The sequence below is a fragment of the Stenotrophomonas sp. 63632_Sma genome (assembly GCF_056482875.1).
Map to the genome: position 1 here is coordinate 1654872 of NZ_CM151220.1, position 18843 is coordinate 1673714.

The following is an 18843-nucleotide window of genomic DNA, read 5'->3' on the forward strand; positions in this document are numbered from 1 at the left end:
CTAACCTGCGTCCGGATCGATATCCGCTACAGCCAGGCCAGCGCCTGCACCGTGGCCTGGGTCAGCGGCTGGGGCAGCGCATCCTGCGCGAACCAGCCCAGGCCGGTCTGCACACCCGGCTCCTGGATGGAGGCCTCGGCACCGGCAGGGGCCCGAGCCTCGAAGATCGGCGCAACCCAGTGCTGCGCAAGTGTCGGCTCGAAATGATCGGCCACGCACAGCAGGCGCAGCAGCGTCACTTCCAACGCCGTCTCCTCGCGAGTTTCGCGGACCACGGCAGCCTCCACCGTTTCCATCCAGTCGACTTTGCCGCCGGGCAGGCCCCAGTGCCCGCGCTCCGGATCGCGTCCGCGCTGGATCAGCAGGATGCGGCCGTCGGCATCACGGACGACGGCGCCGCATCCAACGCGGGGAATCTGAAGTTCAGTCATGGCGGAGAGTGAAGAAGGAGCCGTCTTCATTCTTGCATGCACGCCGTATCAGGCGAACCCGCGCTAGGCTGGGCACCTGTGCATCAGCAAGCTCACAGGTGTGTCGCATGCTTCTCCGGCAACTCGGCGCTGACGACGCCGATATTCTCTGGCAAGCACGGTTGCAGGCCCTTCGCGAGTCGCCTGCGGCGTTCCTGTCCACGCTGGCCGAGGCGCAGAATGACTCGGCGGACGTGATGCGCGCCCAGCTTGCCGATCCCGGCACGCGCTACTTCGGCACGTTCGTGGACGGCATGCTGGTGGGTTTCCTGCGTTACGTACGCCCGGTGCGGATGGCGCGACGGCATACGGCGGAAGTGCACAGTGTCCATGTGGGTGCTGGCCATCGAGGCCAGGGTATCGCCCGTCAGCTTCTTCTTGCCGCGTTCGCGGCTGCGCGCGCGGAAGGCATCGAATCGCTCACTCTCACGGTGCTGGCGGACAACGCCGCCGCGCGCGCGCTGTATGAATCGCTGGGTTTCACCGAATCCGGCGTCGCGCCGCGCGCGGTGAAGCGCGACGGCCGCTATGTGGACATGGTGTCGTACTGGATTTCAGTGACCAGCCACCCACCATCGCCGGCACCTTGAATCACCCGCTCTACGCCGGATCGTGGACCGGCGTCTGCGCGCGGAAGTTGCGCCCGACTGGTTCACCCACGCTCAGGTAGTGGCGGAACAGATAGATCAACGGTTTCCAGTGGGCGACATCGATGTGCTGGGTGCCAGCCACGGTGATCGCTTCGTGCGCATGCACGCAACGGATCCGTCCTTCGACGATCACGAAGCCCTGACCGTCATCCTCGCCGGGCGGGTGCATCGCCATCACGCTGACTTCCACCTGCAGCGGGCACTCGGCAATCGCCTCTGGCGCGACGTGCGTCGAGGCGACCGCACTGAAGCCCCCCAGCGCGAACTTGTCGCGGACGTGCACGTAGCCCATCGCCTGTTTGGCAGTGGGCACCGGGTCGCAGCCTGTCGCGCGCGCGATGGCCTCGACCTGTGCGGCCTGCGCGGAGGATGGGAAGTTCAGTACGCACTCGTTGCGCAGCTGCAGGTTGCGATAGCCCTGACCCTGCACGCCGAGGCCCAGCACTACCCGGTTGCCCAGGGCCCAGAACGAAGACAACGGACTGATGTTGCTGCTGCCGTCGTCGTTCAGCGTGGTCATCAGCAACACAGGCGTGCCCGGGTACAGGACCGAAGGGGTGATGCGGCGGCGGGGAATCGGAGCGGTTTTCACGGCAGGCCTTGCACTATCGGGGTGGCCACTGTGCCGTGGCAGCGGGTGCCGACGCTTCGGCCTGCATCGAACTGTCGGCCTGCAATGGCGTGCCACAATGCGGGCATGGTCCACACCTCAGGTTCCCTTGTCAGCGTCGGTGCCCTGGTTGGCGACCAGGCGCGCGCATCCATGCTGCTGCAGTTGATGGATGGGCGTGCGTATACCGCGACGGAGCTGGCACGCGTGGCTGGGGTGACACCGCAGACGGCGAGCACGCATCTGCGCAGGCTGGTCGAGGGCGACCTGCTGGTCGCTGTCGCGCAGGGGCGCCATCGCTATCACCGGCTGGCCTCGCACGAAGTCGCCGACATGCTGGAGGGCATCCTGCGCGTTGCGGACCGCACGCCGTCCTGCACCGCTGAGGCATCACGCAGCATGCCGGCGTTGCGCCAGGCGCGTTCCTGCTACCGGCATCTGGCCGGTGTGCATGCGGTGGCGATCACCGACCGCTTGTTGCAGGCAGGGCACCTGGTCCCGCACCAGGCGCATTGGCGGGTGAGTGTGGAGGGCGCAGCGTTCCTGCAGGAGCTCGGCCAGCCGCTGGCTGAGCTGCTGCGGCTTCCCGTGACGGTCAAGCCTGCGCGCTACTGCCGAGGATGCCTGGACTGCACCGAGCGGCGCCCGCATCTGGCCGGGCTGGTCGGCGAGGCGATGCTGGACAGCTTCGTGAAGAACGATTGGCTTCGGCGGGTTGAGGGTCGACGCGAACTGCGCCTGACGCAGCCGGGGCGCGAAGCGCTGTGGACGCGGTTCGGCCTGGCGACATAAGGGCCCCTCCAGTCTCATTCGCCCACGACATGGCAAGGCGCTATGGTCGAGTTCCAAGTCTTAGGGAGCTGCAATGGCGAGCAAGGACATGAACGATCGCGGCACGCTGGCGGTATGCCGGCAATGAGCAAATCTTCTGTGGAAGTACGTTGGCTGACGTTCCGCCTGATGAACGGCCAGTCGATCGGACCGGATCGGCTGAAGGATGGATGGGTGATTGCTTCGGAGACCCGCCACTGTGGCGTGCGGCGTGAAGCCATCGAAGGCGCGGGCGTGGTCTACGCGCTGTATGCACCGGCCAACCTCGCCTCACCGCGGCGCGCGGAGATGCGCATGCGCGAATTCCTGATGAGCTCCGGCTACACCTTCACCATGGGTACGCTGGGCGGCTGACGCCGCCCTTTGGGGTCACGGGCGTACGGTCAGTGCCTGGCCGAGCATGCCGATCGGACCGCGCGCATCGTGCAGCACGGTGCTGGTCAAGCCGAGACCCTGGTGGCCAAACGACACCGACGTGTCGAAGCCCAGCCACTCGCCTTCGGGCATGCCGAACAGGTGCGCGGTCAGATCGAGGTTGGGGAAGGCGACCTCCTTCGGATCGGCGCGCACGGCCATGCCATTGGACAGATCGAACAGGGTGGCGGCACGGGCCAGCGGACTGACCGGCTCGCCGTCCAGCAGCGCGTGCTTCGCGCGCGCCCAGTAGGTGGCACGGCCGGGCCCCTGATCGTGTCGGCGGATCTCCACGCTCTTGATGAAACCGCCTGGCCAGACCGTACCTGGGTCCCACGCGGGCATTGATTCCGGCGGAGCAATGCCGGCGATCGGCGTGCCGGCGATGGCCTGCGTATCGTTCGGGCGCATCAGCCATGCACGCACGCGCAGCGCCGGGCGATCGTCATGGCGCAGCGTGGCTTCGACCAGTTCGATGGTGCGACCACCGCGCAGCACCTGTACGTCGGCCTCCATCGCTTCGATCGGAATGGTGCCGAGGATGTCGTAGGACAGGCGCGCGATCAGAAAACCGTGCCCACGCGCTGCGGCGTCGCGTTCCAGGTGGTGCGCCAGCAGCCCGATCGCAGGTGCGATGTGTTGTTCGCGGATGTTCCATGCGCCGCCCGTGTGTTCGGTCGGCAGGTAGCGGGTGTCGCTCAGTCGTTCGAAGAAGGCCATCGCATGCGTTGTGTCAGTAGGGAGGGGAGGCGGCAGATGCTGCACGGGTCCCTGCATCGTAAGCGTTTGGCAGCGTGGTAAGCTTGAGCTCCCCGCAGGAGCTTACCGGATGCCGGTCAGGAGGACTGGCAATCCATTTCGCGGCACATCTTGTACTGGGCCAGGCATTCTGCGGGTGTCTTGGCCAGTGGGCCTGAAGTTGCGCGCAGACAATATTCGTACTGCTGGCTGCAGAATTCACAGGGGCCTGCGGCGAAGGCCAGCCCGGTCACGGCCATGCCAAGGAACATCACGGTCTTCAAGGTCGTCTTGATCATCACGTCAGTCCTTTGTGTGCCCGTCAATGGGCCCGGCCACCATAGCAGTCCTTATGGCGTACCCCTGATGCGCTGCGACACGTTGAGCTCAACGCTGGATTGCCTTCAAGGCATCGACAACCTGTGCTTCAGAGAAGCCACAATGCCCTTCGCCCACCGGCGGCAGCACGCGCGGCAATGGTCGCGCGCCGCCCTGTGCGGCCATCTGCGGATACATCGCCTGCATGTGCGGCACGATGGTGGGATCGTTGTTGTTGAACTGGACCACCAGCGGTCGCTTCAACGCGCCGCTCAGTGCCAGCTTCGCGCGGACATCGGCCTGTGCCGCAGGCACGGGAGCGATGCGCTGCACGCCGGCATTGAACGCGGCGTCGTCACCGAATCCGCTGTACACCACACCAAGGTTGCCGGCCGGCATGCCGCCGCTGCGCGTGGCCAGTTCATGCAGGACCAGCGTGTGCAGGCTGATTGTCCCGGCCAGTGCATCCGGAGCGACCTGCAGTCGCTTGGCGAGCACGTCGGCATGCTGGGGATTCCGTTGCAGCGCGTCGGCGATGCCCTGATAGAGCACTCCCTGCGGCAGCACGGCCGCTTCATGCGAAGCCAGTCCGGTGGCCGGCAGGCCTGCAGCGTTGGGGAAGAAGTAATCGAAGGCGACCAGCGTGGTCAGCAGATCTGCGGCGATCTGTTCGCCACTGAGATTGGCACCGCACAGCGAGACGCCACCGGTGTAGTGCTGCGGGAAGCGTTCGAGGCTGGCGAGTGTCACCGCGCCGCCCATCGAGAATCCGAGCAGCCAGGTGTGGCGCACGCGCTTGAGTTCGCCCAGCGCGTGCTGGCGCAGGCGCTCCATGTCGGTGATCGCATCGGCCACTGCCCAGCCCTGGCTGGCGTAGGCACTCTGCGCGACGGCGTAGCCTGCGGACAGCAGCGTTGCGGTGCTGTCATTGGCGGTCATCGGCGTAGTGCGTGGCACGCCCACCGGCTCGTAGCCGTGCGCCAGCATCACCAGGTCGCCGTTCCAGTCAGCCGGCACGTCCAGCCGCCAGGGGGCGCCCTGCAGCTCGCCGCTGAGCATGCGTGGTGCCGTGGGTGGCGCGGCCAGCAGCGATGCCGCAGGCAGCAGAAGGCCGAGGGCGAGGGCGCATCGAAGCAAGGGTCGCATCGTGGTCATTCCATGCGGGAATGGCGCCGAGCATAGATCCCCGCAAAACCTTGCGCGCGCTGCACTGCCGCAGGGGATTGCCCGCCGGCCAGGCTGCGCTCTACGCTGGCGGCATGGTCCTGCACAGCACCGCGTCGATTATCCGCATTCCCCACGGGAAGGCGGGATAGCGCGCGGTCGCCACGGCCATGCAACCCGCCCGGGAAGGCGGGTTGCATGCGGCGCTCTCCCGGGTACTGGAATCCATCGAGGAGAACGCAGATGCATCATCTTTCATCGACCGACAATGCGCCGACCCTGCACCTGGTGTGCGGCAAGATCGGTGCCGGCAAATCCACCCTGTCGCAGCAGCTGGCGGCGCAGCCACGTCATGTGCTGATCAGCGAGGACGCCTGGCTGGCCGCGCTGTATCCCGACCAGATCCATTCCGTTGCCGATTACCTGCAGCGCGCGGCCGCGCTGCGCGGAGCGCTGATGCAGCATGTATGCGCAATCCTGCAGGTCGGCGTTTCGGTCGTGCTCGACGTTCCGTTCAACACGCCGGCCGCCCGTGCATGGGGCCGCGAACTGTTCGAGTCGGCCGGTGTTGCCCACCAGCTGCATTTTCTCGATGTTGCCGACGCCATCTGCAAGGCGCGGCTGCATGCCCGCAACGCGCGCGGCGAGCACCCGTTCCAGGCCAGCGACCAAGCCTTCGAGCAGATCACCCGTCACTTCGTGGCACCTGCGCAGGAAGAGGGCTTCGTGGTGATCCGTCATTCACAGGAGGCTTGAGGGCGCAGAGAGGGCGGCGTTCAGTCGACCATCTCGGTGGCGATTCCGATACGATCTGTCGCATTGAGCTCGCCTCGCTTGACCCGGAGTCCCGTCATGGTCGACCGTCTCGCCATACTGCTTGAACGTTTTGCGGTGACCGCCTCGGTATTCCATGCCGGTGCGCTGTGCGGCATCAACACGCTGGAGGGCGAAGACGAGGCGGGTCAGCTGCACCTGGTGCGGCGCGGGCCGGTGCAGGTCAGCCACGGGCAGCAGACCGTGCAGGTCGAAGTGCCGAGCCTGCTGCTGTATCCGCGGCCGATGCCGCATCGCTTCAGCACCGACCCGCAGCAGGGCGCCGACATGGCCTGCGCCAACCTGCATTTCGAGGGCGGTCGGCTCAATCCGATCAGCGCCGCGCTGCCTGATTTCATCTGCCTGCCGCTGGCCGATCTGTATGGCGGCAACGCGGCGCTGGAACTGCTGTTCGAAGAAGCGTTCGAGCAGCGTTGCGGGCGGGCGGCGATGGTCAACCGGCTGTTCGAGGTGGTGATGATCCAGGTGCTGCGTCAGCTGATGGAAGGCGGCGAGATGCGTGGCGGCCTGTTCGCCGGGCTGGGTCATCCGCGGCTGCGGTTGGCGCTGGTGGCGATGCATGAAGCGCCGGCGCAGGCGTGGACGCTGGAAGACCTGGCCGAAGTGGCCGGCATGTCACGCAGCGTGTTCGCCGCCAGCTTCCGCGAGGCGATGGGCACCACGCCGGGCCAGTACCTGCAGGGCTGGCGGGTGGGGCTGGCGCAGCAGGCACTGCGCCAAGGCAGACCGCTGAAGCGGATTGCCGACGATGTGGGGTACGGCAGCGAAGCGGCGCTGTCGCGCGCGTTCAAGGCGCACACCGGGCAGTCGCCGCGGGAATGGCGGGGACAGGCCCGTGCCAGTGCGGCCTGAGCGTCAGCCGAGCACCAGCCGGGCCAGCTTCATCCCACCGAACAGGCCGGCCAGGCCCAGTGCCACCGAGCCGCCGGCATACAGTGCCGCCAGCCCATGCTGGCCACGCTGCAGCAGCAGGCCGATCTCCAGCGCATAGGTGGAAAACGTGGTGTAGCCGCCGAGGATGCCGGTGGCCAGCAGCAGGCGCAGCTGCGGCGAGGCGCCATTGCGCATCGCGAAGACCTCGACCACCACGCCCATCAGCAGGGCGCCGCTGACGTTGATCAGGAAGGTCGACCAGGGCCAGGGACTGCCGACGGCCACCCGCGCGCCGATCAGGTTGCAGGCATGGCGCAGGCAGGCACCGATGCCGCCTCCGACGAAGACCAGGAAATAATTGTTCAGTGTTTGCATGGCGTGCCTCGAATGCGGGTTCGCAGGGTCAATGGCGAACGCCGAGGGCAGGCACGACCTGCCGTCGACGAACACCGGGTTCGTCCTGGCAGGAGCCATCAGCCTTCTCAGGCGGTTATCGGGGGAGCCCCATCCCCATCGCGGTCCATGCTACCAGCGGCGGTGCATTCACGTCATCGAAGTCGTCAGCACGCGGGCGACCTTGCTGCGGCTGAAGCCATCCATCAGCAGTTCGAACGCGAGCAGATCCAACGCTGCATGGCGGCGATGGTCGATCTCCAGCCCGTTCTCGGCCACCAGGTGACTGACCAGCTCGTAGGCGTCCTGCCAGACATCCAGATGGGCCTGGCTGGGGATGTAGGCACTGCCAGGCTCACCGACGCCGAGCCCGCTGACCCCGTACAGCAGCTCGCGTGCGTCCAGCTTGGCCGCATCGGCGATGCGGAACAGCTGTTCGGCTTTCACGTGCGAGGCGCTCACGTGGTCGTTGAGCCAGTTGCTGATGGTTGCTGTCGTTGATTTGGCGGCGCGTGCCAGATCGGCCGGGCGTGGGTGCCCGGCCTTCTTCATGGCTGCCGCGAGTCGTTGGCCGAGAGTATTCATCTATGCAAGCCAGCTTAACGCGTGGATTGCGAAGAAGCCTTGTCGCAAGAATCAGTCTGGTTAACAGAAGGACCGACCGTGACCGAATTCTGGAGCAAGCGGCAGGTGCGCACCCGGCTGGGATTCCAGACCGATGCCGAACTGGCCCGCTTCTTTGGCATCAGCCGTTCCGCAGTGTCGCAATGGCCGAAGGATTTCCCGATTCCGGCCCTGCGGCAGTACATCCTGCATCAGCGCTATCCGAACCTGTTCCCCACGACAGAAGCGTCGGCGGGCGAATCCATCTGACTTGCGCCGCCTTTTGTCGCATTTAGCACGCTAAGCGCAATTTGCTAAGTATGCTTAGAAAAATAGGCAAGATCGATCGATCTGAGGGTCACAATCGGCGCCATCTACTGGAGTCATCGGTCCATGGTTCCCGCGGCCTGTCGGCTTCACCCCATCCGGGGGCCCCGGGGTCCCGTATGTGGTTTCGTGAACGATTAATAATTTCAATCGCGAAAGTCGCCGCATGTAATTGACCTGTCGTGAAATCTATGACTAATTGGAGTCAACCAGGCGTGAAGCCTGGGAGCCTTTCAGTAGCACGCAAGTGAGTCGGTAGACCGTCAACGATGCAGAACAAGTCCAACGGAGGTCGTATGGAATACGGCATGCATGGCTTGGCTGAACGGGTACGCCGCGAACTGGAAGCCAGTTACCACAAACACGGATGCGGTCCGGCGTTCTGGGATACCTACCAGCAGGTGCTGGACCGTCTGGTCCCGCAGGGGACCGAGCGTACCGAAGTCACCAACGAAATGGCGCTGATCATCGAACAGCTGGGCATCGTCCGGCGTGCGCAGCTTGTGCCGCCGCACGCCAGCGGGTCGCGTTGATTCAGAGCAGGCGCCAGGCGCCGCAGGCAAGCAGCGCCAGCAGCAAGGACAGCAGCGCCAACGTCCGGGGTCGCCACAGGCGCTTCGGTTGTCCGGCCATTGCCTGCGGACTGCAGTAGCGCACCAGCGCCGGACCGAAACCGGCCCGGTGCTGCTGTTGTGCGCAGGCCTCCAGGCAGGCACCGCAGGCCAGGCAATCGGCGTGCGGTCCCTGGCGGATGTCCAGTTGCATCGGGCAGGCAATGACGCAGGCCGCGCAATCGGTGCAATCACCCAGACGGTCGGCGCTGAAGGTCGGCATCGGTCCAGCCAGCAGCGGATGCGCGGCGCGGAATACGTAGTCCTGCGCAGTGGTCGGGTCGAGCAGGCCGCGGCCACGGCCCAGCACCCCGCCCAGGCCGGATGGGCGAGGTCCGCGTGGCTCGCCGCGGCGGGCGTCGTACAGCATGCGCGGCGTATGTGGATCGGTCAGCAGCGGCTGCATGCGTGCGAACGGGCACAGCGAACGGCAGACCTGCTCGCGCAGGAAGCCGGCGTTTGCCCAGGTGGCGGCGGCATAGAACAGCACCCAGAACGTTTTCCAGCCGCTCCAGCCGGCGTTTGGCGCGGCGGCCAGCAAGCCGGTGATCGGGCTGAACAGGCCGACGAAGGTAATGCCGGTCCACACTGACAGCAGTCCCCAGGCCAGCTGGGTGACCGGGCGTACAGCAGGTGCCGGCAGCATGCGGGCCGCGCTGCGGGCGATCCAGTCGAAGGCGCGCCGCCACAGCGTCTGCGGGCAGGCATGGCCGCACCAGATGCGTCCGGCGAGGTGGGTAAGCAGCGCCAGGCCGACGGCCAGCACCGCCAGCAGGCCGATCAGTACGCCGACGTCGCCGGGCCACAGGGTCCAGCCGAACAGGTCGAATCGCCGCGCGTTGATGTCCAGCAGCAGCGCCTGGCGGCCCTCCCAGCGCAGCCACGGCAGTGCGTAGAACAGCGCCAGCAGGGCGGCGCTGAGCGTGCCGCGCCAGTGCCAGGGACGGGGAGTCCGGGTACATGACGTGCTCATCCCAGCGGCAGCTCGTCGTCGTCATCGCTCGGCATGGGCCGCTGCAGGTACCAGGTGACCGCGCTGGACAGTGCCGTCACCGACCAGAACATGAAGAATCCCGCCGTGTAACCCAGTTCGCGGCTGATTGCGGTGCCCGGGAAACTGATGGCCTGCAGGCGCAATGGATCGACGAAGGCGAAGAACACCACGCTGGCCACGCCGGCGGCGATGAAGCTGGGCCAGAGGATGGCGCCCCACTGCTGGATCAGCCGCTGGCGGCGGTTGGGAGAAGGTCTGTTCATGCTGTCCCGGATCGAAAAGTGGGCGGCGCGTATACTTCGCCAGGGTCGGCGCCGCATCCGCAGGGCATGCTTCCTGCAAGCGTGCCAGCCTAGGCGCAGCGGACTGCGCCGACATTGATCTGGATCAACGGTGGTGATGGCCGGCTGCGGCACACTGCCGGCACGCTTTGGGTACCCCGATGAACGCAACACCGCCGCCTGTCCTCCCCGTCGCCTCGCCCGAGTTGTGCACCGAGCAGGAAGTGACCCGCCTGGTTCACGACTTCTATGCGCGCGTGCGCGAGGAAGAGCGGCTGGGGCCGGTGTTCGGCGCGCACGTCCACGATTGGCCCGAGCACCTGGCGCAGCTGGTCGACTTCTGGTCGGCGATGTTGCGCGGCACCCGCCGGTTCAAGGGCTCGCCGATGTCCAAGCACATGGCCATCGAGCTGGACAAGGACCTGTTCGACCGCTGGCTGGTGCTGTTCCGGATCACCACCGCCGAATGCAACAACCCGCCGATGCAGGAGCTGGCCAACGACGTGGCCGCGCGCATCGGTGACACCTTCTGGAAGCGCTACCAGATGCTGCGCTGGCCGCAGGTCGGCCTGCCGGTGCTGGGCATCCCTGCCAAGGATTGATCTGGGTCAAGGCGGCGCAGGCCGCCCGGCGCGATGCTGGCGGCATGGACACGTTCTCTCCCGCCGCTGGTGGCCTGGCCTGGACCTTCGACCCCGATCTTCTGCGCCGGCACGACCGGCCGGGCCCGCGCTACACCTCGTACCCGACCGCGCCGCATTTCCATGATGGCTTCGACGCGCCGGCACTGCGCCAGGCGATCGCCGACAGCAACCAGCTGGCCCGTGCGCTTTCGCTTTACGTGCATGTGCCGTTCTGTTCCAGCCCCTGCTTCTACTGCGGCTGCAACCGGGTGATCACCCGTGATCGCGGTCGTGGCCACAGCTACGTCTCACGCGTGCTGGCCGAGGCCGACCTGCTGGCGCCGCAGTTCGATGACGGCCGCGAGGTGATCCAGCTGCACCTGGGTGGTGGTACGCCGAACTTCCTCGATGCCGAAGCGATGACCACGCTGGTGGAAGGGTTGCGCCGGCGCTTCGATTTCAGTGATTCGCCGCAGCGCGATTTCTCGATCGAACTCGATCCGCGCTTCATCGACACCCGCGACGTCGCCATGCTGGCGCGGCTGGGGTTCAACCGGGCCAGCCTGGGCGTGCAGGATTTCGATCCGCAGGTGCAGGAATCGATCAACCGCGTGCAGGGCGTGCAGCAGACGCTGGACATCCTGCGCGCCTGCCGCGACAGCGGCATGCGTTCGGTCAACGTCGATCTGATCTATGGGTTGCCGGGACAGAGCCTGGAAGGCTTCGGTCGCACCCTCGAGCTGGTGCTGGCGCTGCGCCCGGACCGTCTGGCGGTCTACGGCTACGCGCACCTGCCGCATCTGTTCCGCGCGCAGAAGCAGATCGACGAAAGCCGCTTGCCGTCACCGGAAGACAAGCTGGCGCTGCTGGGCCTGGCGGTGGAGAAGCTCTCCGCGGCGGGCTACCAGTACATCGGCATGGATCACTTTGCGTTGCCGGAAGAGGATCTGTCGCGCGCACAGCGCGCCGGCCAGCTGCATCGCAACTTCATGGGCTATACCACCCATGCCGATACCGATCTGCTCGGCCTGGGCGTGAGTGCGATCAGCCACATCGGTGCCACCTACAGCCAGAATCCGCGCGACCTGCCGTCGTGGGAGGACGCGGTGGACCAGGGCCAGCTGCCGGTCTGGCGCGGCGTGGCGTTGAGTGCCGACGACCAGTTGCGCGCGGAACTGATCCAGCAGCTGATGTGCCAGGGCGAGGTGGATGGCGTGCTGCTGGGGCAGCGTCACGGCTTGGATTTCGAGCAGTACTTTGCCGAGGACCTGCGTTCGGTACAGCGGCTGCAGGAAGATGGCCTGGCCGAATACCGCGATGGCGTGGTGCGTGCCAGCGAACCCGGGCGACCGTTGCTGCGGTTGCTGGCGATGTGCTTCGACCCGTATCTGCGTGCCGCGCACGAGCAACCACGTTATTCGCGGGCGATCTGAAAGCGGGATGTGCTGCGTGCGTGTGGTGCCCGGAGCCGGAATCGAACCGGCATGGGGTTGCCCCCGGCGGATTTTAAGTCCGATGCGTCTACCAGTTTCGCCATCCGGGCCTGCAGCGCGGCGCCGATTGTAGCCCACCTGCGGTTCCGCAACCGGATTGCATCATGGCCGCGGCGTGCTTAACTGTCGATCGCATTCATGTCATAGTCCCTGCCATCGTTCCCAGGGGGGGAGCCACCTGATGTCGCTGCACGCGATTGCCTATGCCAGTGAGGCCCGCGCCGATCTGCAGACAACCGATCTTGACCGCCTGCTGGCCGACGCCACGGCATTCAATCGTGTAGCCGGTGTCACCGGTGTGCTGATGTTCGACGGAGCGCGCTTCCTGCAGTATCTCGAGGGCCCGGAGGACGGCATCGATTCGGTGTTCCAGCGCATCCTCAATGCGCGCAGCCACGGGCAGCTGAAAGTGTTGTGCCGTGCCCCCGTGGTGCAGCGCGCATTTCCGCGCTGGTCGATGGGCACGCGGCGGATCGAACCGGAGCTGCTGGCACAGATCGTCGACGCCGCGTGGCCCGGCTTCCTGCTTGGCAGCGGTGGATTCGAGCGCCTGCTGCAGGCCTGGACCGGCGCAGACGGCGAACTGGAACCGGCCGCGGTGGCGTTGGGGTCCTGAGCCCGCCTTGGCGGCAGGGCGCCGGGGCCGGTAGGCTGTAGCCTTTCTGGCGCAGGTTTTCCGGAGTGGTGCAGCAGATGAGTGTGTTGGCCGAGGCCATGGCAGCGTATGTGCGATCGCATCCGTTGCGCGGGATGTGCCGATGAGTGCGCCGGTAGCGGCGGCCAGCGCACCCCGGTTTGCGGTGATCGGCCTGGGCTACGTCGGCCTGCCGTTGGCGGTGGCGTTTGGCCGGCAGTGGCCGACGTTGGGTTTCGATATCGATGCCGGTCGCATCGCCGAGCTGCGCAACGGCCAGGACCACACGCTGGAAATGGAATCCGACGAGCTGGCCAGTGCGCAGCTGCTGCAGTACGGCAGCGATCCGGCACTGCTCGATGCCTGCAACGTCTACATCGTCACCGTGCCGACCCCGATCGATGCTTACGAGCAGCCCGACCTGGAGCCCCTGCGTTCGGCGACACGGCTGATTGCCAGTCATCTTCGCGCCGGCGACCTGGTGATCTACGAGTCCACGGTCTACCCCGGTACCACCGAGGAAGTGTGCGTGCCGCTGCTGGAGCAGGGTTCGGGCCTGCGCTTCAACGAAGACTTCTATTGCGGCTACAGCCCGGAACGGGTCAGCCCCGGCGACCGCCAGCGGCGCCTGGCCGACATCCGCAAGATCACTTCCGGCTCGACACCGGAAGTTGCTGCGGTGATTGATGGTCTGTACCAGCGCATCATCGCCGCCGGTACCTTCCCGGCACCGTCGATGCGGGTGGCCGAAGCGGCCAAGGTGGTCGAGAACATCCAGCGCGACGTCAACATTGCGCTGGTCAACGAGCTGGCCCTGATCTTCGACAGGCTGGGCATCGATACCCAGGACGTACTGGACGCCGCCGGCAGCAAGTGGAATTTCCTGCCGTTCCGGCCGGGGCTGGTCGGCGGCCACTGCATCGGCGTGGACCCGTACTATCTGCTGCACAAGTCCGAGAGCGTGGGCTATCACCCGGACCTGATCCACACCGCACGACAGGTCAACAACCGCGTCGGCGAGCACGTGGCGGCGCGGGTGCTGGCGATGCTGGCCGAGCGTGGCCGTGCGCCGGCGGACGCACGCATCCTGGTGCTGGGCGTGACCTTCAAGGAGGATTGCCCGGACCTGCGCAACAGCCGCGCGCTGGAACTGGCGCAACGCCTGCGTGATGCCGGTGCGCAGGTGGAGGTCAGCGACCCCTGGGTCGGCCCGGCGGCGCTGACCGGCGAGGGCCTGGATTGGCTGGCCGATCCCGGGGCGGGATGCTATGACGCGGTGGTGCTGGCAGTGGCCCACGCCCGTTTCAAGGCGATGGATGAATCCGCAATCCGGGGCCTGCTGGCGCCGGGAGGCCTGGTCTACGACGTGAAATCGGCCTGGCCGCGCAACGTGGTTGACGATCGCTTGTAAGCCTTGGCAGCGGGTGGCGCGGTAGACTCGGGGGCAGTTGCAACCGAGGAAAGCCATGCACCGGTATATCGTCTACCTGCTCGCCATCCTGATGTTCCCGATATGCCTGTGGCTGGCCACGATCTGGCCGGCCTGGTATTGGGGCGTCGGCCTGACTGCCGCGATGGTGGCGCTGGGGACCTGGGACCTGCTGCAGAAGCGCAGCACGCTGCGCCGCAACTATCCGGTGATGGCGCACTTCCGCTACGGGCTGGAATCGATCGGCCCGGAGATCCGCCAGTACTTCGTGCAGAGCGACCTGGAAGACGTGCCGTTCTCGCGCCAGCAGCGTGCACTGATCTACCAGCGCGCCAAGAACGAGATGGACACGGTGCCGTTCGGCACCCTGCGCAGCACCTATGCGGTGGATTACGAGTGGATCAACCATTCGCTGGCACCGACCGCCATCGCCAAGCATGACTTCCGTGTGTTGATCGGCCCGAACTGTGCCAAGCCTTATTCGGCCAGCGTGTTCAACATCTCGGCGATGAGCTTCGGTTCGCTGTCGGCTAATGCCATCCGCGCGCTGAACGAAGGCGCACGCCGCGGTGGCTTCTATCACGACACCGGCGAAGGTTCGATCTCGCCCTACCACCGCGAGATGGGCGGCGACCTGGTGTGGGAGATCGGCTCGGGCTACTTCGGTTGCCGTGACGAGAAGGGCGGATTCAGCGAGGAACGCTTCGTTGCCAATGCCACCCATGATCAGGTCAAGATGATCGAGATCAAGCTGTCGCAGGGCGCCAAGCCCGGCCACGGTGGCGTGCTGCCGGCGCCAAAGGTGACCGCCGAGATCTCGGTGACGCGTGGCGTGCCGATGGGTGTGGACTGCGTGTCACCGTCGCGTCACTCGGCGTTCTCGACGCCGGTCGAGCTGCTGCAGTTCGTTGCACGCCTGCGCGAGCTGTCCGGTGGCAAGCCGGTCGGTTTCAAGCTGGCCATCGGCCATCCATGGGAGTGGTTCGGCATTGCCAAGGCGATGCAGGAAACCGGGCTGCTGCCGGACTTCATCGTGGTCGACGGCGCCGAGGGTGGCACGGGTGCGGCACCGGCGGAGTTCGTCGACCATGTCGGCGTGCCGATGCACGAAGCGCTGCTGTTGGTGCACAACACCCTGGTCGGCCTGGATCTGCGCGATCGCATCCGCATCGGTGCGGCCGGCAAGATCACCAGCGCGTTCGACATCGCGCGGACCATCGCGCTGGGGGCTGACTGGTGCAATGCCGGCCGAGGCTTCATGTTCGCGCTGGGCTGCATCCAATCACTGAGCTGCCATACCGACAAGTGCCCGACCGGCATCGCGACCCAGGACCCTGCACGCTGGAAGCATCTGGATGCACCGGACAAGGCCACCCGTGTGTACAGCTACCACGAGCACACGCTGCACGCCCTGAAGGAGCTGCTGTGTGCGGCGGGCCTGAACGATCCTGCCGAGCTGGGGCCGGAGCACATCCTGCGCCGCGTCTCACCGGTGGAAATCCGTTCGCTGGCCTCGCTGTACCGCTACCTGGAACCAGGCGAACTGCTGCACAAGGTGCCCGACCATGCGGTGTTCCATGCGTTCTGGGCCGATGCACGCAGCGACTCGTTCCAGCCGCCGCCGAAGATCCAGGCGCTGCGCGCCAGCAAGTCGCGATAACGATTCTGTAGCGTCGAGCCATGCTCGACTGCTTTTCCACGCAGTCGAGCAAGCTCGACCCTACAAGGAGGCGTCATGCAGTTCAGGACCGGCACCATGGATGATGTGGCCAGGCTGTGGGCCCTGCGTACGCGCTGCGTGCGCGAGATCTGCAGCAGCCATTACCCTCCCGAGGTCATCGCGCCCTGGTCTGCCTCGCCGCCACCGTCGCAGTACGCGCGGCTGTTGTCGCAGGGGGGCTGCGTGGTGGCCGAGGACGGGCAGGGTGTCCTGCTCGGGTTCGGCGTGTTTGATACCGATGCCAACGAGGTTGATGCGTTGTTCGTCGATCCGGATCGCGGCGGCAAGGGCATCGGCCAGGCGCTGATGCAGCGCCTGCTGGCGATGGCCGATCGTGATCGTGAGGTAGTGCTGTCGGCCTCGCTCAACGCCGTGCCGTTCTATCAACGGCACGGGTTCATCAGCGTGCGCGAGGAGACCTATCCGCATCCCAGTGGCGTCGCGTTGGCGTCAGTGAGCATGCGCCGGCCGTGGTGATGTAGCGTCGAGCTTGCTCGATGGTTTTTGTAGAGTCGAGCCATGCTCGACTGCTCTATCGCCTGAATCAAAAGCAGTCGAGCATGGCTCGACTCTACAACGCAGGTGTCACCGCGCTGCCAGCCACCCGATCACGCCTTCCGCAGCACGCAGGCCACTGGCGTAGCACGCGGTCAGCAGGTAGCCACCTGTCGGCGCCTCCCAGTCCAGCATCTCGCCGGCACAGAACACGCCGGGCACTGCCCGCAGCATCAGGCCATCATCCAGCGCATCCAGGCGCACGCCACCGGCGGTGCTGATCACCTCGGCCATCGGCCGGGGGCGCAGCAGGCGCAGGGGCAGGCGCTTGAGCGTAGCTGCCACGGCAGGCAGGTCGTTGCCCGCTTCCTTGCCCAGCATCTCGAACACCAGTGCGGCTTTCACTGCATCCAGGCCGGCCTGGCGGCGCAGGTGCTCGCCGAAGCTGCGACCCTTGCGCGGGCGTGACAGGTCGGCCAGCAGGCGTGCTTCATCGCGGCCCGGTACCAGGTCCAGCCACAGCATCGCGTGGCCATCGCGGTTGATGGTCTCGCGCAGGTCTGCGGCCAATGCGTAGATCAGGCTGCCTTCGATGCCGTACTCGCTGGCCACGCACTCGCCCTGCAGCGACTGCGGTTGTCCCGCCAGGTCCAGCCAGTGCGCGACCACCGGCTTCAACGGTGCGCCGGCATTGCGCTCGGCGAAGAACGGCGTCCAGTCCACGTCGAAACCGCAGTTGGCCGACTGCAGCGGTGCGATGTCCACGCCACGTGCCTGCAGTGGCGAGACCCAGGCGCCGTCGCTGCCCAGCTGCGGCCAGCTGCCGCCGCCCATGGCCAGCACGGTAGCATCGGCATGCACTTCAACGGCGCCGTCTTCGGTTTCAAATCGCAGGGCGCCGTCGTCGCTCCATCCGATCCAGCGGTGGTTGGCGTGCAGGCGCACACCCTGTTCTTTCAGGCGGCGCACCCAGCCGCGCAGCAGCGGCGCGGCCTTGCGGTCGACCGGGAACACGCGACCGGAGCTGCCCACATAGGTCTCCACGCCAAAACCGCCGGCCCAGTCGCGCAATGCCTGCGCATCGAAGCCATCCAGCCAGCGGCCCACGGTCGTGGACTGCTCGCGGTAGCGGCTGTCGAACAGCGGACGCGGATCGGAATGGGTGAGGTTGAGCCCGCCCTTGCCGGCGATCAGGAACTTGCGGCCGGGCGAACCCTTGGCCTCGTACAGGTCCACCTCCAGACCGGCGGCGCGCAGGCGCTCGGCGGCGAACAGGCCGGCCGGGCCGCCGCCGATGACGGCGACCCGCGGAAGCGGTGCGGCATTACGGTTTGACATCGAGCAGCTCGACATCGAACACCAGCGACGAACCGGCCGGAATCGGGCCAACCCGGCGGTCGCCATAGCCGTAATCCGGCGGGATCATCAGGGTGCGCTTGCCACCGACCTTCATGCCGGCCACGCCCTCATCCCAGCCGCGGATGACCTGGCCGGCGCCGAGCGCGAAGGTGAACGGTTCGCCGTGCTTGAAGGAGCTGTCGAAGGTCTTGCCGTGCTTGGTTTCGGTGCGGTTGTCGTAGATCCAGCCGGTGTAGTGCACGGTCACCTTGTTGCCGGCAACGGCTTCGGCGCCGGTACCCGGGACGGTATCGATGCGCTCGAATGTGGTCAGGGTGCCACCCGGCGGCGGGCCGGACGGTTCGGTCGAGCAGCCAACGGCGGCGAGGGACAGCAGCAGGGGAAGCAGCAGGCGGCGCATCGGGCGTCTCCGGAAGGGCGCAGGGCGAGGGCGGCAAGGGTAGCGCATCGGCGCCGGGTATCATGGGGGCATGGCAAAACTCCTGCTCAATCTGCGCAATGTCGGCGACGACGAATACGCCGATGTCTGCACGCTGCTCGACCAGCACGGCATCGCCTGGTATCGCACCGAACCCAGCCCCTGGGGCATTTCCAACGGCGGCCTGTGGCTGCGCGAGGACGCCGATCATCCGCGTGCAAAGGCGCTGATGGCGGAATACCAGGCCGAACGCGGGCCGCGCATCCGTGCCGAGCGTGAGCAGGCATTGCGTGATGGCACGGCGGAGACCTTCGGCAGCCTGTTCCGGCGCCGGCCGGTGTATGTGGTGCTGGTGCTGCTGGCGATGGCCGGTGCGGCGGCGCTGGTGCTGCTGCCGTTCGTGCTGTTGCGGGGGTAAGGGGGGCTTCTGGCCGGGTTGCACCCGGCACCCGCCGATGCCAGGGCAACTACAACAGCAACTACAACAGCAACAGCAACAGCAACAGCAGGCAATCCGTGGTGGGCAGGGCGGTGTGGGCAGGCGGGACACGCCGTAAACCC

At 66.5% G+C, this 18843-nt stretch carries 25 protein-coding genes, 1 tRNA gene and 1 riboswitch; of the genes, 14 read left to right on the forward strand and 12 right to left on the reverse strand.

What is annotated here, in order from left to right; genetic code table 11:
- Positions 1–26 precede the first annotated feature (26 nt).
- On the reverse strand, positions 27–431 hold the full coding sequence (locus ACZK45_RS07650; protein ID WP_478445644.1) for an NUDIX hydrolase: 405 nt from the start codon (positions 429–431) through the stop codon (positions 27–29).
- A 107-nt stretch (positions 432–538) separates the two neighbouring features.
- On the opposite strand from ACZK45_RS07650, the gene ACZK45_RS07655 reads away from it, so the two are divergent.
- Complete coding sequence (locus ACZK45_RS07655; RefSeq protein ID WP_478445645.1) at positions 539–1060, forward strand: N-acetyltransferase family protein; 522 nt, start codon at positions 539–541, stop codon at positions 1058–1060.
- 10 nt (positions 1061–1070) lie between these two features.
- Here ACZK45_RS07655 and ACZK45_RS07660 read toward each other — a convergent pair whose 3' ends face one another.
- Positions 1071–1712: a flavin reductase family protein gene (locus tag ACZK45_RS07660; RefSeq protein WP_107432308.1), complete on the reverse strand. Its 642-nt coding sequence runs from the start codon at positions 1710–1712 to the stop codon at positions 1071–1073.
- Between the two features lie 105 nt (positions 1713–1817).
- On the opposite strand from ACZK45_RS07660, the gene ACZK45_RS07665 reads away from it, so the two are divergent.
- Both ACZK45_RS07665 and ACZK45_RS07670 read left to right on the forward strand, forming a co-directional pair.
- Entirely contained in the window at positions 1818–2522 is a 705-nt protein-coding gene (locus ACZK45_RS07665) for an ArsR/SmtB family transcription factor (RefSeq protein WP_049420989.1), read from the forward strand.
- A gap of 123 nt (positions 2523–2645) precedes the next feature.
- The gene (locus tag ACZK45_RS07670) at positions 2646–2915 is read left to right on the forward strand and encodes a hypothetical protein (protein WP_032128923.1); all 270 of its coding nucleotides are present in this window, start codon (positions 2646–2648) and stop codon (positions 2913–2915) included.
- Positions 2916–2930: 15 nt separating this feature from the next.
- Here ACZK45_RS07670 and ACZK45_RS07675 read toward each other — a convergent pair whose 3' ends face one another.
- The 3 genes from ACZK45_RS07675 to ACZK45_RS07685 all read right to left on the reverse strand — a co-directional run bounded on the left by ACZK45_RS07675 (position 2931) and on the right by ACZK45_RS07685 (position 5177).
- Positions 2931–3695, reverse strand: a complete 765-nt coding sequence (locus ACZK45_RS07675; RefSeq protein WP_293792561.1) for a thioesterase family protein — start codon at positions 3693–3695, stop codon at positions 2931–2933.
- 116 nt (positions 3696–3811) lie between these two features.
- On the reverse strand, positions 3812–4012 hold the full coding sequence (locus ACZK45_RS07680; RefSeq protein WP_032128925.1) for a hypothetical protein: 201 nt from the start codon (positions 4010–4012) through the stop codon (positions 3812–3814).
- Between the two features lie 88 nt (positions 4013–4100).
- A complete protein-coding gene (locus ACZK45_RS07685; RefSeq protein WP_180837487.1) occupies positions 4101–5177 on the reverse strand; it encodes an alpha/beta hydrolase family protein in 1077 nt (358 codons plus the stop codon).
- 261 nt (positions 5178–5438) lie between these two features.
- Here ACZK45_RS07685 and ACZK45_RS07690 point away from each other — a divergent pair, with 261 nt between their 5' ends.
- Both ACZK45_RS07690 and ACZK45_RS07695 read left to right on the forward strand, forming a co-directional pair.
- Positions 5439–5951 carry a P-loop nucleotide/nucleoside kinase family protein gene (locus ACZK45_RS07690; RefSeq protein WP_180837488.1) on the forward strand — a complete coding sequence of 171 codons (513 nt, stop codon included), beginning with the start codon at positions 5439–5441 and terminating at the stop codon, positions 5949–5951.
- 96 nt (positions 5952–6047) lie between these two features.
- Positions 6048–6881 carry an AraC family transcriptional regulator gene (locus ACZK45_RS07695; protein ID WP_032128928.1) on the forward strand — a complete coding sequence of 278 codons (834 nt, stop codon included), beginning with the start codon at positions 6048–6050 and terminating at the stop codon, positions 6879–6881.
- 3 nt (positions 6882–6884) lie between these two features.
- On the opposite strand, the gene crcB is transcribed toward ACZK45_RS07695, so the two are convergent.
- Entirely contained in the window at positions 6885–7277 is a 393-nt protein-coding gene (crcB, locus tag ACZK45_RS07700; RefSeq protein WP_032128929.1) for a fluoride efflux transporter CrcB, read from the reverse strand.
- Positions 7278–7359: 82 nt separating this feature from the next.
- A riboswitch (Fluoride riboswitch) is annotated at positions 7360–7423 on the reverse strand.
- Between the two features lie 22 nt (positions 7424–7445).
- The gene (locus ACZK45_RS07705) at positions 7446–7847 is read right to left on the reverse strand and encodes a transcriptional regulator (RefSeq protein ID WP_010486043.1); all 402 of its coding nucleotides are present in this window, start codon (positions 7845–7847) and stop codon (positions 7446–7448) included.
- 111 nt (positions 7848–7958) lie between these two features.
- On the opposite strand from ACZK45_RS07705, the gene ACZK45_RS07710 reads away from it, so the two are divergent.
- Together ACZK45_RS07710 and ACZK45_RS07715 are read left to right on the forward strand one after the other, a co-directional pair.
- Positions 7959–8168, forward strand: a complete 210-nt coding sequence (locus ACZK45_RS07710) for a helix-turn-helix domain-containing protein (protein ID WP_032128930.1) — start codon at positions 7959–7961, stop codon at positions 8166–8168.
- 353 nt (positions 8169–8521) lie between these two features.
- Positions 8522–8758 carry a hypothetical protein gene (locus tag ACZK45_RS07715; RefSeq protein ID WP_032128931.1) on the forward strand — a complete coding sequence of 79 codons (237 nt, stop codon included), beginning with the start codon at positions 8522–8524 and terminating at the stop codon, positions 8756–8758.
- Position 8759: 1 nt separating this feature from the next.
- Here ACZK45_RS07715 and ACZK45_RS07720 read toward each other — a convergent pair whose 3' ends face one another.
- Both ACZK45_RS07720 and ACZK45_RS07725 read right to left on the reverse strand, forming a co-directional pair.
- Positions 8760–9809, reverse strand: coding sequence for a 4Fe-4S dicluster domain-containing protein (locus tag ACZK45_RS07720; RefSeq protein WP_180837489.1), 1050 nt, complete (start codon positions 9807–9809; stop codon positions 8760–8762).
- A complete protein-coding gene (locus tag ACZK45_RS07725) occupies positions 9806–10093 on the reverse strand; it encodes a hypothetical protein (protein ID WP_010486039.1) in 288 nt (95 codons plus the stop codon). Before ACZK45_RS07725 ends, ACZK45_RS07720 begins: the two co-directional genes overlap by 4 nt.
- A gap of 179 nt (positions 10094–10272) precedes the next feature.
- Between ACZK45_RS07725 and ACZK45_RS07730 the strand changes: the two genes are divergently transcribed.
- Positions 10273–10713 carry a group III truncated hemoglobin gene (locus ACZK45_RS07730; protein ID WP_032128934.1) on the forward strand — a complete coding sequence of 147 codons (441 nt, stop codon included), beginning with the start codon at positions 10273–10275 and terminating at the stop codon, positions 10711–10713.
- Between the two features lie 44 nt (positions 10714–10757).
- Positions 10758–12167: an oxygen-independent coproporphyrinogen III oxidase gene (gene hemN, locus ACZK45_RS07735; RefSeq protein WP_125894748.1), complete on the forward strand. Its 1410-nt coding sequence runs from the start codon at positions 10758–10760 to the stop codon at positions 12165–12167.
- Positions 12168–12190: 23 nt separating this feature from the next.
- Here hemN and ACZK45_RS07740 read toward each other — a convergent pair.
- Positions 12191–12277: transfer RNA gene (locus ACZK45_RS07740), tRNA-Leu, on the reverse strand.
- Positions 12278–12408: 131 nt separating this feature from the next.
- On the opposite strand from ACZK45_RS07740, the gene ACZK45_RS07745 reads away from it, so the two are divergent.
- The 4 genes from ACZK45_RS07745 to ACZK45_RS07760 all read left to right on the forward strand — a co-directional run bounded on the left by ACZK45_RS07745 (position 12409) and on the right by ACZK45_RS07760 (position 16487).
- Positions 12409–12843: a BLUF domain-containing protein gene (locus ACZK45_RS07745; protein ID WP_032128935.1), complete on the forward strand. Its 435-nt coding sequence runs from the start codon at positions 12409–12411 to the stop codon at positions 12841–12843.
- Between the two features lie 142 nt (positions 12844–12985).
- Positions 12986–14272, forward strand: coding sequence for a nucleotide sugar dehydrogenase (locus ACZK45_RS07750; protein WP_032128936.1), 1287 nt, complete (start codon positions 12986–12988; stop codon positions 14270–14272).
- 55 nt (positions 14273–14327) lie between these two features.
- The gene (locus ACZK45_RS07755) at positions 14328–15950 is read left to right on the forward strand and encodes an FMN-binding glutamate synthase family protein (protein ID WP_049420983.1); all 1623 of its coding nucleotides are present in this window, start codon (positions 14328–14330) and stop codon (positions 15948–15950) included.
- A 75-nt stretch (positions 15951–16025) separates the two neighbouring features.
- The gene (locus tag ACZK45_RS07760) at positions 16026–16487 is read left to right on the forward strand and encodes a GNAT family N-acetyltransferase (protein WP_132809775.1); all 462 of its coding nucleotides are present in this window, start codon (positions 16026–16028) and stop codon (positions 16485–16487) included.
- A gap of 108 nt (positions 16488–16595) precedes the next feature.
- On the opposite strand, the gene ACZK45_RS07765 is transcribed toward ACZK45_RS07760, so the two are convergent.
- Both ACZK45_RS07765 and ACZK45_RS07770 read right to left on the reverse strand, forming a co-directional pair.
- Positions 16596–17843, reverse strand: a complete 1248-nt coding sequence (locus ACZK45_RS07765; RefSeq protein WP_180837490.1) for a TIGR03862 family flavoprotein — start codon at positions 17841–17843, stop codon at positions 16596–16598.
- Positions 17830–18264 carry an FKBP-type peptidyl-prolyl cis-trans isomerase gene (locus ACZK45_RS07770; RefSeq protein WP_180837491.1) on the reverse strand — a complete coding sequence of 145 codons (435 nt, stop codon included), beginning with the start codon at positions 18262–18264 and terminating at the stop codon, positions 17830–17832. Before ACZK45_RS07770 ends, ACZK45_RS07765 begins: the two co-directional genes overlap by 14 nt.
- A 70-nt stretch (positions 18265–18334) precedes the next feature.
- Here ACZK45_RS07770 and ACZK45_RS07775 point away from each other — a divergent pair, with 70 nt between their 5' ends.
- The gene (locus tag ACZK45_RS07775; protein ID WP_049396360.1) at positions 18335–18700 is read left to right on the forward strand and encodes a DUF6164 family protein; all 366 of its coding nucleotides are present in this window, start codon (positions 18335–18337) and stop codon (positions 18698–18700) included.
- Positions 18701–18843: the final 143 nt, after the last annotated feature.